General features: G+C 71.8%; 12 protein-coding genes. 6 read left to right on the forward strand and 6 right to left on the reverse strand.

Annotated features, from left to right (window positions below; all coding sequences use genetic code 11):
• The first annotated feature begins 8 nt into the window (after window positions 1–8).
• The 3 genes from treZ to treY are packed head-to-tail and all read left to right on the forward strand — an operon-like array spanning window position 9 to window position 6,837.
• Entirely contained in the window at window positions 9–1,880 is a 1,872-nt protein-coding gene (gene treZ, locus DPV79_RS16850) for a malto-oligosyltrehalose trehalohydrolase (protein ID WP_113045980.1), read from the forward strand.
• Window positions 1,877–4,075 (forward strand): 4-alpha-glucanotransferase, encoded by a 2,199-nt coding sequence (gene malQ / locus DPV79_RS16855; protein ID WP_113045981.1) that lies wholly within the window; start codon window positions 1,877–1,879, stop codon window positions 4,073–4,075. Before treZ ends, malQ begins: the two co-directional genes overlap by 4 nt.
• Complete coding sequence (gene treY, locus DPV79_RS16860; protein ID WP_113045982.1) at window positions 4,072–6,837, forward strand: malto-oligosyltrehalose synthase; 2,766 nt, start codon at window positions 4,072–4,074, stop codon at window positions 6,835–6,837. The genes malQ and treY overlap by 4 nt, the downstream gene beginning before the upstream one ends.
• 108 nt (window positions 6,838–6,945) lie before the next feature.
• Here the strand turns inward: treY and DPV79_RS16865 are convergent, their stop codons facing one another.
• Window positions 6,946–7,257 carry a hypothetical protein gene (locus DPV79_RS16865; protein ID WP_113045983.1) on the reverse strand — a complete coding sequence of 104 codons (312 nt, stop codon included), beginning with the start codon at window positions 7,255–7,257 and terminating at the stop codon, window positions 6,946–6,948.
• Between the two features lie 112 nt (window positions 7,258–7,369).
• Here DPV79_RS16865 and DPV79_RS16870 point away from each other — a divergent pair, with 112 nt between their 5' ends.
• The gene (locus tag DPV79_RS16870; RefSeq protein ID WP_113046053.1) at window positions 7,370–8,620 is read left to right on the forward strand and encodes a phosphatidylserine decarboxylase family protein; all 1,251 of its coding nucleotides are present in this window, start codon (window positions 7,370–7,372) and stop codon (window positions 8,618–8,620) included.
• Between the two features lie 20 nt (window positions 8,621–8,640).
• On the opposite strand, the gene DPV79_RS16875 is transcribed toward DPV79_RS16870, so the two are convergent.
• The 4 genes from DPV79_RS16875 to DPV79_RS16890 form a co-directional block, all read right to left on the reverse strand.
• Window positions 8,641–8,886, reverse strand: coding sequence for a hypothetical protein (locus tag DPV79_RS16875; RefSeq protein WP_113045984.1), 246 nt, complete (start codon window positions 8,884–8,886; stop codon window positions 8,641–8,643).
• A 271-nt stretch (window positions 8,887–9,157) separates the two neighbouring features.
• On the reverse strand, window positions 9,158–9,490 hold the full coding sequence (locus DPV79_RS16880) for a DUF1488 family protein (RefSeq protein WP_113045985.1): 333 nt from the start codon (window positions 9,488–9,490) through the stop codon (window positions 9,158–9,160).
• 4 nt (window positions 9,491–9,494) lie between these two features.
• Window positions 9,495–10,043, reverse strand: a complete 549-nt coding sequence (locus DPV79_RS16885) for a type 1 glutamine amidotransferase domain-containing protein (RefSeq protein WP_059524495.1) — start codon at window positions 10,041–10,043, stop codon at window positions 9,495–9,497.
• Window positions 10,044–10,301: 258 nt separating this feature from the next.
• Entirely contained in the window at window positions 10,302–10,667 is a 366-nt protein-coding gene (locus tag DPV79_RS16890; protein ID WP_113046054.1) for a DUF3022 domain-containing protein, read from the reverse strand.
• 266 nt (window positions 10,668–10,933) lie between these two features.
• On the opposite strand from DPV79_RS16890, the gene DPV79_RS16895 reads away from it, so the two are divergent.
• Window positions 10,934–11,290: a DUF3175 domain-containing protein gene (locus DPV79_RS16895; protein WP_021161217.1), complete on the forward strand. Its 357-nt coding sequence runs from the start codon at window positions 10,934–10,936 to the stop codon at window positions 11,288–11,290.
• Window positions 11,291–11,332: 42 nt separating this feature from the next.
• On the forward strand, window positions 11,333–12,652 hold the full coding sequence (locus tag DPV79_RS16900; protein WP_113045986.1) for a cation:proton antiporter domain-containing protein: 1,320 nt from the start codon (window positions 11,333–11,335) through the stop codon (window positions 12,650–12,652).
• 5 nt (window positions 12,653–12,657) lie between these two features.
• Here the strand turns inward: DPV79_RS16900 and ligD are convergent, their stop codons facing one another.
• Window positions 12,658–15,474: a DNA ligase D gene (ligD, locus tag DPV79_RS16905; protein WP_113045987.1), complete on the reverse strand. Its 2,817-nt coding sequence runs from the start codon at window positions 15,472–15,474 to the stop codon at window positions 12,658–12,660.
• Window positions 15,475–15,495: the final 21 nt, after the last annotated feature.

Here is a 15,495-nt window from a genome sequence, read left to right on the forward strand (position 1 = left end):
GGACCGCCATGACATCCCGTTCCGATCGTCCAACCGGCACGCACGCGTTCGAATCGTCGTTCGGCGCGACCTGCGTCGATGCCGAACGCACGCGCTTCCGGTTTTGGGCGCCCGCCAGCCGCACGGCCGCCGTCGAACTGCACGACGATAGCGAACACACGATCCCGATGACACCCGTCGGCGACGGCTGGTTCGAGACGGTCGCGCCGTGCGGCCCCGGCGCGCTGTATCGCTACCGCCTCGACGACGGTCTCGCGGTGCCCGACCCGGCGTCGCGCTTCCAGCCCGGCGGCGTGGACGGCCCGAGCCAGGTCGTCGATCCGGCGTCGTATCGCTGGCGCGACGGCGCATGGCGCGGCCGGCCGTGGCACGAGACGGTGCTGTACGAGTTGCACGTCGGCGCATGCGGCGGCTACGCGAGCGTCGAGCGGCGGCTGCCGGCCATTGCCGCGCTCGGCGTGACCGCCGTCGAGCTGATGCCCGTCAACGCGTTCCCCGGTTCGCGCAACTGGGGCTACGACGGCGTGCTGCCGTTCGCGCCCGATGCGTCGTACGGGCGGCCCGAGGAGCTGAAGGCGCTCGTCGACACCGCGCACGGGCTCGGGCTGCAGGTGTTCCTCGACGTCGTGTACAACCACTTCGGCCCCGAAGGCAACCAGCTGCCGCGCTACGCGCCCGCCTTCTTCCGCGACGACCGGCGGACCGCGTGGGGGCCCGCGATCGATTTTTCGCACCCGCAGACGAGCGCGTTCTTCATCGAGAATGCGCTGTACTGGCTCGACGAATTCCGTTTCGACGGGCTGCGCATCGACGCCGCGCACGCGATCGGCGACGACGCGTGGCTGCGCGAACTCGCGCGCCGCGTGCGGGCGCATGCAGGCGACACACGCCACCTTCATCTCGTGCTCGAGAACGAACGCAACACGGCGAGCCTGCTCGGCCCCGGCGGTTTCGATGCGCAGTGGAACGACGATTTCCACAACAGCGCGCACGTGCTGCTGACCGGCGAGCGCGACGGCTACTACCGCGCGTACGCCGACGCGCCGCTGCGCCATCTCGCGCGCACGCTCGGCGAAGGTTTCGCGTACCAGGGCGAACCGTCGCCGCTGCACGACGGCGCCGCGCGCGGCGAGCCGAGCGCGCACCTGCCGCCCACCGCGTTCGTCACGTTCCTGCAGAACCACGACCAGATCGGCAACCGCGCGTTCGGCGAGCGGCTGCGCGCGCTCGCGAACGACGACGCGGTGCGCGCGGCCACCGCGCTGATGCTGCTCGCGCCGCCGATCCCGCTGCTGTTCATGGGCGAGGAAGACGGCAGCACGCAGCCGTTCCAGTTCTTCACCGACTATCGCGGCGCGCTCGCCGACGCGGTGCGCGAAGGCCGGCGCCGCGAATTCTCGGCATTTCCGGCGTTCGCCGATCCCGCGCATCGCGACCTGATTCCCGACCCGAACGACATCGCGACGTTTGTCCGTTCGTCGTCGCACCATCCGCCGGACGACAACTGGCCCGATGCGGCCGCATGGCAGCGCTTCTACCGCAGCGCGCTGACGGTGCGCGCGGTGCTCGTGACGCCGCATGTGCCGGGCGCGCGGGCACTCGGCGTCGACCTGCTCGCGGGCGACGGCGACCCTGCGGCGCTCGTCGCGCGCTGGCGCCTCGGCGACGGCAGCACGCTGACGATCGCGCTGAATCTCGGCTCGCTCGACGCGGCACTGCCCGAACTGCCGGTCGGCAAGATCGTGTTCGAGACGCCGCCGCGCGCCCGCGACCGGCTGCCCGACCTGAAGCTGCCGCCACGCGCGTGCATCGCTTGGCGGGACGGTGCGGTCAACCACGATGCGCGGCACCATCGCGCGAACGGGCAGAGCCGATCATGACGACCGACGTTTCGATCTCGACACTCGCGCACGCGGCCGGCCTGGAATCCGACTGGACCGATGCCGGCGGCATCGCGCGGCGGGTGGACGACGGCGCGCTCGCCGCGCTCGTCGATGCGCTGGGCTGGCCGTGCGGCACGGCGGCTCAGCGCGTCGAAAGCGCGGCGGCGCTCGCGGGCGAACACACGGCGGTGCCGCGCGTCGTGACCGGCGACGCGGGCCTGCCGCTGCCCCTGCCCGCCGCACTTGCGCAACCGGGCGCGCGCTTCCGGATCACGCTCGAAGCGGGCGGACACATCGACGGGCGCGTGGATGCGCACGGCGCATTGCCGCCGCTCGCGATGCCCGGTTACCACGCGCTCGACATCGGCGACCGGCGCATCGGGCTGACGATCGCGCTGCCCCATACGCACCCGTTCGACACGCGTGCGACGGATGCGGGCAACCGCTGGGGCATCGCGGCGCAGCTCTACAGCCTGCGCCGCGCGGGCGACGGCGGCGCGGGCGACTACACCGCGCTCGCGCGGCTGGCCGCGCGCGCGGCGCGGCATGGCGCACAGGCAGTGGCGATCAGCCCGACGCACGCCGGCTATCCGGCGCTGCCCGCGCACGACAGCCCGTATTCGCCGTCGTCGCGGCGCTGGCACAACGTCGCGTATCTCGACTGCGACGCAGTGCCGGGCGCCGAGGCCGTGCGTCACGTATCCGGTGCGGCAGCCGATGCGCCGCTGATCGACTGGCCGCACGTGCTGCCGCTGAAGCTGCGCCGCCTGCGCGCGTGCTTCGACGCGTGGCGCGCCGACGACGCCCCGTCGCGCGACGCGTTCCAGCGGTTTCGCGCGACGGGCGGCGCGGCGCTCGACGCGCATGCGCGCTTCGATGCGCTGCAGGCGTTCTGCATCGAACACGGGCTCGGGGCGGACTGGCGGCAGTGGCCGGCGCCGTGGCGCGACCCGGCATCGGCGGAAGTCGACGCATTCGCGCACACGCATGCCGATACGGTCGCGTTCCATACGTTCCTGCAATGGTGCGCCGCGCGCGCGCTCGGCGACGCGCAGCATGCGGCCCGCCGCGCCGGCATGGCCACCGGGCTGATCGCCGATCTCGCGGTCGGCTCCGATCGCGCGGGCAGCGACGCGTGGGCGCACGGCGCGACGCTGCTGCGCGGCGTATCGCTCGGCGCGCCGCCCGACCTGTTCAACGCGGCCGGCCAGGCGTGGGGCGTGACGACCTGGACGCCGGACGCGCTGCGCGCGGAAGGTTTCGTGCCGTTCATCGAGCTGCTGCGCGCGGCGTTCGCGCACGCGGGCGGCATCCGCATCGATCACGTGCTCGGCTTCGCGCGGATGTGGATCGTGCCGGACGGCGGCTCGCCGCGCGACGGCGCGTACCTGCGTTATCCGGTCGACGATCTGATGCGGCTCGTCGCGCTCGAGGCGGCCCGCCATCGCGCGCTCGCGATCGGCGAGGATCTCGGCACGGTGCCCGCCGGGTTTCGTGAACGGCTCGGCGCGCAGGGGGTCGCGGGCATGCGCGTGCTGTGGTTCGAGCGCGATGCGGGCGGCGCGTTCCGGCAGCCGTCCGAGTGGGACCGCGACGCGATCGCGACGACGTCGACTCACGATTTGCCGACCGTGGCCGGCTGGTGGCGCGGCGTCGACCTGGCCTGGCGGCAAGCCGCGGCCCAGGCCGCCGCGCAGCACGACGACGCGGACAGGTACGACGTGGCCGCTCCCGCACCGGACGACGCCAGTGCGCACGATTCGGACGAAATCGTGCAGGCGCGCGGGCACGACACCGCGCCGCGCCCGGACGCCGGCAACGCGGCGCCGCCCGACGCGCCCCCCGGCCTGCCCGCCGCGCACGCGGAACGCGCCGCCGAACGCGCGGCGTTATGGCACGCGCTGCAGCAGGCCGGCTGCGCACCGGCCGGCGCCGCCGCCCCGCCGGCCGATGCCCCGCCGGTCGGCGCGATCCTCGCTTACGTCGCGCGCAGCCCGTCGCCGCTCGCGATCGTGCCGCTCGAGGACCTGCTCGCGCTGGACGCGCAGCCGAACCTGCCGGGGCCGCCGTGCGGGCATCCGAACTGGCGGCAACGTCTGCCGCGCACAATCGACTCGCTGTTCGACGCCGACGTGCGCGAACGCATCGCCGCCGTCGTGCAGGCGCGCCGTTCCAGGGAGCGCGGCGCATGACGCCGCGCGCGACGCTGCGACTGCAGCTTCATGCGGGTTTCACGTTCGACGACGCGGCCTCGCACGCCGACTACTTCGCGCGGCTCGGCGTGAGTCACCTGTACCTGTCGCCGGTTTCGGCCGCCGAAGCGGGCTCGCGGCACGGCTACGACACCGTGGATTACGGCACGCTCAATCCCGAACTCGGCGGCGAAGCAGGTTTCAATCGGCTCGTCGACGCGTTGCGTGCACGCGGCCTCGGCGTGATCGTCGACATCGTGCCGAACCATATGGGCGTCGGCGGCTCGTCGAACGGCTGGTGGAACGACGTGCTCGAATGGGGCCCCGCCAGCCCGTATGCGCGCCATTTCGACATCGACTGGCATCCGCCCGATCCGGCACTCGACGGCAAGGTGCTGCTGCCGTGTCTCGGGATGCCCTATGGCGACGCGCTCGCGGCCGGCGACATCACGCTGAACGCAGACCCGGCCAGCGGCCGTTTCTTCATCGCGTGCCCCGGACGGCGGCTGCCCGTGGCGGCCGCCACCTATGCCGACATCCTGCGCCTCGCGAACCGCGCGGACCTGAACGCGCTCGCCGAACGCTTCGACGCCGCGCCGGCGCGCGACAGTGCACGGCTGGCCACCGCGCATGCCTCGCTGCGCGATCACGCGGCCGCGCACGGCCCGCACGCGCTCGACGCGGTGCTGCGCGGCGCCGACCCGCGCGTCGCGCGCTCGCGCACCAGCCTGCACCGGCTGCTCGAACGCCAGCATTACCGGCTCGCGTGGTGGCGCACGGCCGCCGACGAGCTGAACTGGCGGCGCTTCTTCGACATCGCGACACTCGCGGCCGTCCGCGTCGACGACGACGCGGTGTTCGACGCCGTTCACGCGCTGCCGTTGCGCCTGCACGCGGCCGGGCTCGTCGACGGCATCCGCGTCGATCACGTCGACGGCCTCGCCGATCCGCGCGCCTACTGCCGGCGGCTGCATGCACGACTGGCCGCGCAGCGCAGCGCGCCGCCGTATGTCGTCGTCGAGAAGATCCTCGCGCCGGGCGAATCGCTGCGCGCCGACTGGGCCGTCGCCGGCACGACCGGCTACGACTTCATGAACGACGTCGGCGCGCTGCTGCACGACCCGGCCGGCGCCGAACCGCTGGCCGCGCACTGGGCGGCCGTGTCGGGCTCGTCGCGCACGTTCGCGCAGGATGCGCTCGACGGCAAGCGGCGCGTGCTGATGCGCCAGCTCGCCGTCGAGCATGCGCGCGCCGCGCGGCTGCTGCACGGGATCGCGCGCGCGTCGCCCGCCACGCGGGACGTCAGCCTGATCGCGATTCGGCGCGTGCTCGGCGAACTGGCGGTGCGGCTGCCCGTGTACCGCATGTATCCGGCACCGCGCGAGGAGCCGGACGATGCCGACCGCCGCGTGCTCGCGCTCGCGTACGAAAGCGCGTGCGCGGCCATCGATCCGGCCGACCGGTTCGCGCTCGATCGCGTCGCCGCGTGGCTGGGCTTGCCGGCCGCACGCGTGCCGCGCGCAAACGCCGACGCGCTGGCCGCGGCGCGCGTCGCGTTCGCGCAGCTCACCGCGCCGCTCGCCGCGAAAGGCGTCGAGGATACGGCCCACTATCGCTACGGCCGGCTGCTGTCGCGCAACGAGGTCGGCGCCGACGCCGGCGACTTCAGCCTGTCGCGCGGCGCGTTCCACGCACGCAACCGGCGCCGCGCGCGCACCGTGCCGCACGGGCTCGTCGCGACGGCCACGCACGACCACAAGCGCGGCGAGGACGCGCGTGCACGGCTCGCGGTGCTCAGCGAGATCCCGGACGCATGGCGCGCGGCATCGCTCGACTGGAGCGCGCTGAACCTGCCGCACCGGGGCCGCGCGCATCGCGATCTCGCGTGGGCGCCGGGGCCGGCCGCGGAGACGATGCTGTACCAGACGCTCGTCGGCTGCTGGCCGCCGGCACTCGCGCCCGACGATGCGGCCGGGCTGGCCGGACTCGCCGCGCGCGTCGCGCAGTGGCAGACGAAAGCAGTGCGCGAAGCGAAGCGGCACAGCGACTGGCTGGCGCCCGAACCGGACTACGAGCACGCCTGCGAAACATTCGTCCGCGCGATCCTGACGCCGCGCGGCGCCAGCGATTTCGCGCACCGGCTGCATGCGTTCGTCGCGCGGATCGCACCGGCCGGCATCGTCAACAGCCTGACGCAGACGACGCTGCGGATCGCGTCGCCCGGCGTGCCTGACCTCTATCAAGGAACCGAGTGCTGGGATCACTCGCTCGTCGATCCGGACAACCGGCGCGACGTGCCGTTCGACGCACTGGCGGCCGAACGGGTCGACGATCCGGTCGCGTCGTACCTGCCGGCCTGGCCCGATGCGCGCGTGAAACGCGCGCTGATCGAGCGGATGCTCGCGCTGCGCGCGCGGTGGCCGGCGACGTTTGCGGACGGCGCGTACGTGCCGCTACGCGTGCGCGGCCCGCTTGGTCGTCACGCGGTGGCGTTCGCGCGGTGCGACGCGGCCGCCACCGTGGTGATCGTCGCGACGCGGCTCGCGAGCCGGTTGCTGGGGGAAGCGCCCGGGATGCCGCGCGTGGCGCCCGCGCAGTGGGGCGATACGGCGGTCGTGCTGCCGCGCGGAATCGGGGGGCCGTGGATCGACTGGCTGAACGATCGGGACACGATCGATATGCCCGACGGGGTGCTGGCGCTACGCCGCTGCCTGGCCGGATTGCCTGTTGCGGTGCTCGTGGCGGCGCGTGTCGGCGGTTGAAAGCTGCCCTGCCCTGCCGGTGCGTGTCGTATCTGGCACGCCGGCGATCGTCGATCCAATCGACCGAACGTCGGCAGCCTTGCGCACGTGCCAAGCACGATTGCCCCGTCACGACCACTCTTCGGGCGGTATCGCCCCGCCGTCGTCCTCCCATAGCGGATTGCCCTTCCTGTCGCCGTCGTGCGCGGCCACGGGCCCGCTCGTCCCGCTCGTCCCGCTCGTCCCGCTCGCGCCGCTTGCGCCACCTGAGCCACCCGCGCCGCGCCCGGCCGGTCGACGCGTGTCGCGCGACGCCGCCTTGGCCGGCCGCACACGTGTACGCGTCGGCGTCACCGTGTGCTGTTCGCCGCCGTGCCGCGCGTCGTTCGCGCCCGTCTCGTTCGTCTTGTTCGCCTGTCGTGCATTCGAAGCCGCGTTCATCTTCGTCTCCCGTGTCAAAAAAACGGACGAACGATCGCCGCAATTTCGGTGCCGCCGCCGGGCAAGCATCTTGCTGATCACGTTCATGACGAACCAACGTCCGGAGGAAACCATGCCGACCGACCGCAACCCGCCGCCCGCCACGCGCCATCGGCTCGGCGAATGGATGGCGCGCGAAGAAACCCACATGGCCGCGTTCCGCGAAAGGATCGCGGCGGAGGCCCGCGCGCATGCCGGCGACCGCTTGCGCACGCCGGCCGTGCAGGCCCTCGCGCGGCTGTTCGACGACCATGCCGTCCTGCGCATGGGCCTGACCCGCGCAATCGACGAGGCGCTCGACTCGGGCCTGCGGCTCGGCTACGCGTCGATCGGCGAGCTGATGACGGTGCTCGATCACCTGATGACCTATACGCCCCCTTTCAGCGAAGCGAGCCTGATCGTGTGCCCGATCAACGCGTTCCTCGACTGGCCGATGTGCATGCCGTCGGGCCACGCGGTGTTTCGCGACGCGACCGTCAACGCGCACCTGAAGTGCGTGCTGAACGTATGGTGCGACTTCCTCGGCGGCCCGCATTCGCGCACGCATCTCGACACGTCGGCGCCCGACGGCTGGTTCTGCGACGCAGCGTGCAGGCGCCTCGGGCTGTCGCAGTTCCAGTATCGCGACGACCAGCCGCACCTGGGCTTCGACTCGTGGAACGACTTCTTCACGCGACGCTTTCGCGACGGCGCGCGCCCGGTCGAGGCACCCGACGATCCGCACGTGATCGTCAGCGCATGCGAGGCCGCGCCGTACCACACCGAATCGAAGGTGAAGCTGCGCGACACGTTCTGGATCAAGGCACAGCCGTACTCGTTGCGCGACCTCTTCACGCCCGCGTGGCTGCCGCTCGCCGAGCGCTTCGTCGGCGGCGACATCTACCAGGCCTACCTGAGCGCGTACAACTACCATCGCTGGCATGCACCGGTGCGCGGCGTCGTCACGCACGCGTACCGTGTCGACGGGACCTACTACTCGGTCGCGGAGGCGGAAGGCACCGATCCGGCCGGGCTGAACGACTCGCAGGGTTACATGACGGCCGTCGCCACGCGCGCGGTGGTCGCGCTCTCCTGCGACGATCCCGGCATCGGCACCGTGGCGGCCGTGTTCGTCGGGATGGGCGACGTGTCGTCGTGCGTGATCGACGTCGTGCCGGGGCAGCGCGTCGACAAGGGCGACGAGATCGGCTACTTCCAGTTCGGCGGATCGACGTACTGCCTGCTGTTCGAAGCCGGCGTGATCGACCGCTTCCTGCCCGCGCCGCCGTTCGACGGCCGGACACCTGTCGTCCAGGTCAACGCGGGCGTCGCGATCGCGCGGTGAGCGCCGCGCGGCGCCGTGCATCACGCGTCGTTCATGTCACTCAGGTCAGTCACGTCGGTCGCGCCCCCGTCATGCCGCTGCACGCACTTCAGAACCGACAAGCCGCCGGCCGTCAACACGGGCCGACGCTCGCCGGACGCGTCGTCGCGCTGCATCACGATCAGTTGTTGCTCGACGAGGGCGACGACGTCGTCGCGGTCGATCTGGATCTGCTCCGGTGCGTGATGCACCAGGAACAGCACGGCAAATTCATGGGCGGTCAGCATGCTCGTTCCCCGTCTGCGGCTACGTGCGATGCGACGAACGGGTCGCATCGGCATGCGGCGCGAATCGTGCGCCGGTAACAGGCCATTCATGCAGGGAACATGCCTGTCGACACGACGCGAACCGCACCGCGCGTTCGGCACGCAGCGCGATTTGGCACCGAGCGATGCCTGCGACGCGCGGCAAAGTTTTCAATGGCGTGTAATGCGGTTGGCTGGATGGCCTGATGGCTGGATGCGGCGCGGAACGACGCTTCGGGAAGCGCGACGGAGGTCAGGACTTCCCCGGACGAAACAGCCCGGCCCGCACCCGACCGCCCGGCGCACGGAAATAACCGCTTTGCAGCACCACGTCCGCCCCGCCGCCGTCGGCCAGAACCTCCGCGCACGCGGCCTCGATGCGCGCGCGGCCGCGTTCGAACGCATCGCGCAGGTCGGCCTCCAGCGCCGACTGCGCGCCGAAATGATCCTCGAGCGCCTCGACCGTGATCGCACAGGTTTGCGGCACGCCATCGACGTCGACGACGAAACTCAACTGCAGCGCCGCTCCGTCGAACACGGGCGGCGTGTCGGTCAGCGTCACGCGGCGGGCGGAATCGGCCGGCATCGGCTTACGCCCCCCGCGACGCGAGGCGCTCGACCAGCGCGCCATTGAACGCGGGCAGGTCGGCGGGCTTGCGGCTCGTGATCAGGTTGCCGTCGCGCACGACCTCCTCGTCGACCCACTTGCCGCCCGCATGACGGATATCGTCCTGCAGGCTCGGCCAGCTCGTCATCGTGCGGCCCTCCACGAGCCCGGCCGACACGAGCAGCCAGCCGCCGTGGCAGATCGCCGCGATCGGCTTGCCGGCGCCGACGGCCGCCGTCACGAATTCGCGCGCCGCCGGCAGCATCCGGATCGCGTCGCCGTTCACGACGCCGCCAGGCAGCACGACCGCGTCGTAATCGCCTTCGCGCGCATCGTCGAACGTGCGGTCGACCTTCACGCGCCCGCCCTTGTCGACGTGCCGGAAACCCTGGATCTCGCCGCGCTTCTGCGAAATCACGTCGACCTGCGCGCCCTCGGCCGAGAGCGCGCGTTGCGGCTCGACGAGTTCGGCTTCCTCGAATCCGTCGACCGCGAGGATGGCCACCTTGCAATGCTCCAGCCTGCCGCTCATGAATGTCTCCTTCGGATGGGCGGCACACGTCGTGCCGCATCGGTCGTGCAGCAATCGGCGTGCCGGCCGCCGGGCGCGCTGCACTTGCACGCGCACGGTCGCACCCGCTCGCATCGAGGTACCGGCCGGGGAACGACCCGCGATCGCATCAAGGCCGGCACACGCATGCTCCCGGCCGGCCCGTTCGACGTCGCCGCGCGCCCGACTGCAAAGATTTCAACGGGATGTAATCCGATGCGGCACGTCGGCCCGCAACGATTACTGCAGGTGCCGCGCCGCATCGAGCATCGCGTCGGTCAGTTCGATCGTCAGCGTCAGGTTTTCGTCGGTGTCGGGCAACTGCTCGAGCGTCTGCTGCACGGCCTCGTGCAGCATCGCGTGCACGCGCGTGCGTGCGCCTTCGTCGAGATCCGCGTAACGCTCCATCGTGTCGCAGTCGAGCGCGAGCACGACCGAATACCGCGCCACCTCGGGCGGCGCCTCGGGCGCATTCGCCCACGCCGCATGGAACATGACCCTGCCGGTCGCGACGTCGACATGAACCGTCGTGTCGAGATCGTCCACGTCGAGCGCCTCGCCGTCGATCTCGTCGTTCTCCAGCCAAATCCGGGAATTCGATTGCATGATGTCCTCCTGCGTGGTGGCCGCGCGCCCGTCCCGGGAAACCGCGCCGTCATCGCGCCGCGCGACAGGCTTCGGATCGGTTGCTGGCTTCATGGCGTTGTCTCCGTGGTGGTGATGCGGTAACGGAAATGCCTGTTCGTGCCTTCCGGCAACGCCCTTCCAGCAATGCCCATGCCGACGTCCGCACACGCCCGCGGCGCGGCACGCGGATTGCGTCGCGTGTCTCCGCAGGACCCATCCCTCGACCCCACACGGAGCCCCGTCACATGCCTTCCGCTTCTGCTTCCCACGCACACGGCAAGCGCCTCACGCGCCGTCCCGGCCGCGCCCGCAGCGCCGATCCGGCACACCGCAAGCGCTGGTCCGGCGAAGTCACGCAACGCAGCGATGCGCTCGACATCGAGCCCGACATCTTCAAGTCCGACGATCCGGCGGCGATCGCCGCGTCGCTGAAGCGTTCGGCCGAACACAGCCGCCGCCGCAAGGCGTCGCCGTTCCAGTCGGCGATGTCGATGCTGAACTTCTACGTGAACCGCGCGGGCCGCAATCTGCCGAAAACGCGCCGCACGACGCTCGAACGCGCGAAACGCAAACTGCGCGAGGCATTCGGCCGCAAGCCCTGACCGGTTGCGCGTCCGCCTTCCCCGCCCGCCGCGAGCCCGCGCATGCATGAGACGCTCTGGTACCTGATCATCGGCGCGGTACTGCTGGGCATGGGCGTCGCGACGTCGGCGCTGCGCCACCTGCCGTGCAGCACTGCAATGATCTATCTCGTGCTCGGCGTCGCGCTCGGCCCGGCCGGCGCCGGCCTGCTGCAGCTCGACCTCGAACGCGACGCGCCGTTGCTGCGTGAAATCGTCGAAATCGCGCTGCTCGTGTCGCTGTTCGCGATCGGGCTGCGGCTGCGCGTGCCGCTGACCGACCGGCTGTGGCTCGTGCCGTGCCGCCTCGGCTTGCTCGCGATGATCGTCACCGTGCCGCTGCTCGCCGCGTGCGCGGCGCTCACGCTCGGGCTCGGCTGGGGCCCGGCGCTGCTGCTCGCGGCGATCCTCGCACCGACCGACCCCGTGCTCGCGCACGACGTGCAGGTGCACGACCCGGGCGATCGCGATCTCGTGCGCTTCGCGCTGTCCGGCGAAGGCGGGTTGAACGACGGTATCGCGTTGCCGTTCGCGCTCGCGGGGCTCACCCTGTGCGGCACGCGCGACGCGACCTACGGGCTCGCGCCGCTGTCCGGCGCGTTCGCGCTCGTCGCGCTGTGGGGCATCGCGGGCGCGGCCGCGATCGGCGGCGCCCTCGGCTGGGCGACGACGAAACTGATCGGCTGGCTGCGCACGCGGCACGCGCAGGCGCTCGGCCTCGAAGGCTTCTTCGCGCTCGCGCTGATCGTGCTGTCGTTCGGCGCCGCACAGCTCGCGCACACCTTCGGCTTCATCGCGACGTTCGCGGCCGGTGTCGCGATGCGCCGCGTCGAGCACCGCGCGAGCGGCGACCGCAGGCCGCGTGAAGTGATCGGTCAGATCGATTCGGAAGACGTCGTCGCCACCGAGAAGCATCCCGAGAAGGCACACGCGTTCATGGCCGAATCGGTGCTCGGCTTCACGATCGAACTCGAACGGATCGCGGAAGCCGTCGTGATGACGATGATCGGCAGCGTGCTCGCGACGCTACCGGGCCCGCTGCTCACGTGGGGGGCGGCCGCGCTGGCCGCCGTGCTGTTCGTCGTCGTGCGGCCGCTCGCGGTGCTGGTCACGCTCGCCGGTTCGCGCGCGACGCAGGCGCAGCGGCGGCTGATGGCCTGGTTCGGCATTCGCGGGATCGGCTCGTTCTACTACCTGCTGTTCGCGATCGAGCACGCGCCGTCCGGCGCGGTGCGCTCGCTGGCGGCACCGGTGCTGGTCGTCGTGTCGGCATCGGTGATCGCGCACGGGATCTCCGCGACGCCGCTGATGAACTGGTATCACCGGCTGCAGCATCGGCGCTGACGCGTTCACGTTTGCGCCCCGAGCCGCGCACGCATCGACGCCGTGAGGCGCTGGCGCGTGTGCGCGTAGCCTTCCCACGGGTCGCGTTTCAGCGCGTCGAGCCGTTCGCGGAGCGTGTCGATCGTCCATTGCGCGCCGCCCGTCGTGCCGGGTACCTCGTCCCATTCGAGCGGCACCGACACGCCCATGCCGGGCCGCGCACGCACCGAGTACGCGGCGATCGTGCTCGCGCCGCGGCCGTTGCGCAGGTAGTCGACGAAGATCCTGCCGCGCCGGTGGCGCGGCCCCATCGTCGCGGTGAAGCGCTCGGGCAGCGTAGCGGCGACGTGCTGCGCGACCGCGCGGGAGAAGTCCTTCACGTCGTCCCAGCCCGCATGCCGCGTGAGCGGCACGACGACATGCAGCCCCTTGCCGCCGCTCGTCTTGCAGAACGACACGAGCCCCAGTTCGTCGAGCAGCCCGCGCACGATCTGCGCGGCGTCGATCATCGCGCGCCACGGCAGCGCCGGATCGGGATCGAGGTCGAACACGATCCGGTCGGGCCGCTCGATGTTCGACGCGTGCGCGTTCCACGTGTGCAGCTCGATCGTGCCCATCTGCGCGGCGCCGAGCAGCGCGTCGACGCTGTCGATCGACAGCAGCGGGCCGTGGCCGGGATCGAGTCCCGCGTGCTGCTTGACGAACGGGATTTCGCGGCGCTCCGCATGCTTCTGGAAGAACAGTTCGCCGGCGATGTCGCCCGGCGCGCGCACGAGCGACACGGGCCGGCCTTTCAGGTCGGGCAGCAGCCACGGCGCGACCCACAACCAGTAATGCGCGAGGTCGATCTTGCGCGTGCCGCTGCGCGGGTCGAGCACGCGGTCGGGATGCGTGATGCGCACGCGGCCAACGTGATCGACGCCGGGTTCGCCGTGCGCGCGGCCGGTGGACGCATGCGATCGTGCGCGCGGCCGGCGGTCGTGACCGGTATCGGTATGCGGTGAATGCGGGTGGTTGTCATGCGGGTTGCCGTGCGCTGCGTGGGGTTCGTCCATCGTCGTCTCCGATTCGGTATGGCGCGGCACTTCGCGGACGATCTGCCGCGCCGGCTTGTCTTCGCGCAGCGCGATGAACGACGCCTGCCGCACGATCCCGTCGCCCGTCCATTCCGCGAATTCGCATTCGGCGACGAGCGTCGGCTCGACCCAGTGCACGCGTGTGCGCGACCGTTCGCGCGGCGGCGGGTCGAACGGCGTCGTGTCGCGCTCATGCTTGCGCAGCATCGCCGCGAGCCGGTCGAGCAGGCGCGTGTCGAACCCGGTGCCGACGCGGCCGACATAGCACAACGGCGGCGTGCCGCGTGACCGCTTGCCGCCCGCGTCCGGCGCACGGACGCCGAGCAGCAGCGCGCCGAACCCGTGCCGGCTGCCCGACGGCTCGGTGTAGCCGCCGATCACGAACTCCTGCCGCCGCCGGCATTTCAGCTTGATCCAGGCGGGCGAGCGGCCGCCGCGATAACGCGACTCCGCGCGCTTGCCGATCAACCCTTCGAGCCCCGTGTCGCACGCGTGCGCGATCAGCGGCACGACGTCGTCGCCGAGATCGGGTGAAAAACGCAGCCGGGACGGATCGCTGCCGGCGAGCAGCGGTTCGAGCAGCGCGCGACGCGCGGCGAGCGGCACGTCGCGCAGGTCGTATCCGTCGAGAAACGGCAGGTCGAACACGAACAGCGTCACCGCATCCGAGCGGCCCGCGCCGAGCGCGTTCTGTAGCGCCTGGAAATCGGGCAGGCCGTTCTCGCCGAGCACGACGGCCTCGCCGTCGAGCCACGCGTTGTCGACCTCGAGCGCGGCGAGCGCATCGCGCGGCGCACGCAGCTTCGCGGTCCAGTCGCGGCCTTCGCGCGTCATCAGCGTGACGTGCCGCCGCGCGCCACGACCGGCGATCCGCGCGAGGATCCGGTAACCGTCGAATTTCACTTCGTAGCGCCAGTCGCCGTGCGCGGGCGGCGCATCGACCAGCGTCGCGAGTTGCGGCGCGACGCGCTCGGGCAACGCCGCACGCACGGCACCGTCCACGTGCGACAGGTCGGCCGACGGCCTGCCCGCGTCGTCGTCGTGCGGCGCGTCGCTCATGCCTGGCGCGTTGCCGTGGCCGCGCCGCGCGGCACGCGCAGGGGGCGGCTTGTCGCCGTTCCCCTTCGTGCGCGCGGCCTGCGTGAGCCCGTCATGCACGCTGCCCGGCCGCTGCGCGACGACATCGAACGCCGCCGCATCGCGCGCGTCGTCATCGCGTTCCTTGATCAGCAGCCATTGCTCCTGGCGCCCCTGCTGCCGCCCGCTGCGCACCAGCGCCCAGCCGCCGTGCAGCTTCGCGCCGTCGAGCCGGAACGTCAGCTTGCCGGCACGGTAGCCCGCGCGTGCCTGCGCGACGCCGCCGTCGGGCGTCCACGTTCCTTCGTCCCACACGACGACCGAGCCCGCGCCGTAATGTCCGGCCGGAATCTCGCCTTCGAACGACGCGTATTCGAACGGATGATCCTCGACGTGCACGGCCAGCCGTTTCACCGCCGGATCGACGCTCGGCCCTTTCGGCACGGCCCACGATTTCAGCGTGCCGTCGAGCTCGAGACGGAAGTCGTAGTGCAGCCGCCTCGCGTGGTGTTCCTGGATCACGAAGCGCAGCGGCCGGGTCGTGCGCGCGGACGCTCCCGCCTTCGGCGACTGCCGCGACTTCCTCGCGTCCGCCTCGGCGGGTGCGCGCCGCCGCCCGTGCGCGCCCTCGGGTTCCGGCGTCGCATCGAAGCGGCGTTTGCGGCGATAGGGGTCGAGTTTCGCGGCCATCGCGTCGTTCTCCGTTGCGCG

Source organism: Burkholderia reimsis (assembly GCF_003294055.1).
Classification (GTDB): Bacteria; Pseudomonadota; Gammaproteobacteria; order Burkholderiales; family Burkholderiaceae; genus Burkholderia; species Burkholderia cepacia.

What these genes read in the sequence shown, in the direction of transcription:
- DPV79_RS16895 (WP_021161217.1), top strand. Translation starts at nt 10,934, where the DNA reads ATGCCTTCCGCTTCTGCTTCCCACGCACACGGCAAGCGCCTCACGCGC.
- treZ (WP_113045980.1), top strand. Translation starts at nt 9, where the DNA reads ATGACATCCCGTTCCGATCGTCCAACCGGCACGCACGCGTTCGAATCG.
- treY (WP_113045982.1), top strand. Translation starts at nt 4,072, where the DNA reads ATGACGCCGCGCGCGACGCTGCGACTGCAGCTTCATGCGGGTTTCACG.
- DPV79_RS16875 (WP_113045984.1), bottom strand. Translation starts at nt 8,886, where the DNA reads ATGCTGACCGCCCATGAATTTGCCGTGCTGTTCCTGGTGCATCACGCA.
- DPV79_RS16870 (WP_113046053.1), top strand. Translation starts at nt 7,370, where the DNA reads ATGCCGACCGACCGCAACCCGCCGCCCGCCACGCGCCATCGGCTCGGC.
- DPV79_RS16880 (WP_113045985.1), bottom strand. Translation starts at nt 9,490, where the DNA reads ATGCCGGCCGATTCCGCCCGCCGCGTGACGCTGACCGACACGCCGCCC.
- DPV79_RS16890 (WP_113046054.1), bottom strand. Translation starts at nt 10,667, where the DNA reads ATGCAATCGAATTCCCGGATTTGGCTGGAGAACGACGAGATCGACGGC.
- ligD (WP_113045987.1), bottom strand. Translation starts at nt 15,474, where the DNA reads ATGGCCGCGAAACTCGACCCCTATCGCCGCAAACGCCGCTTCGATGCG.
- malQ (WP_113045981.1), top strand. Translation starts at nt 1,877, where the DNA reads ATGACGACCGACGTTTCGATCTCGACACTCGCGCACGCGGCCGGCCTG.
- DPV79_RS16865 (WP_113045983.1), bottom strand. Translation starts at nt 7,257, where the DNA reads ATGAACGCGGCTTCGAATGCACGACAGGCGAACAAGACGAACGAGACG.
- DPV79_RS16900 (WP_113045986.1), top strand. Translation starts at nt 11,333, where the DNA reads ATGCATGAGACGCTCTGGTACCTGATCATCGGCGCGGTACTGCTGGGC.
- DPV79_RS16885 (WP_059524495.1), bottom strand. Translation starts at nt 10,043, where the DNA reads ATGAGCGGCAGGCTGGAGCATTGCAAGGTGGCCATCCTCGCGGTCGAC.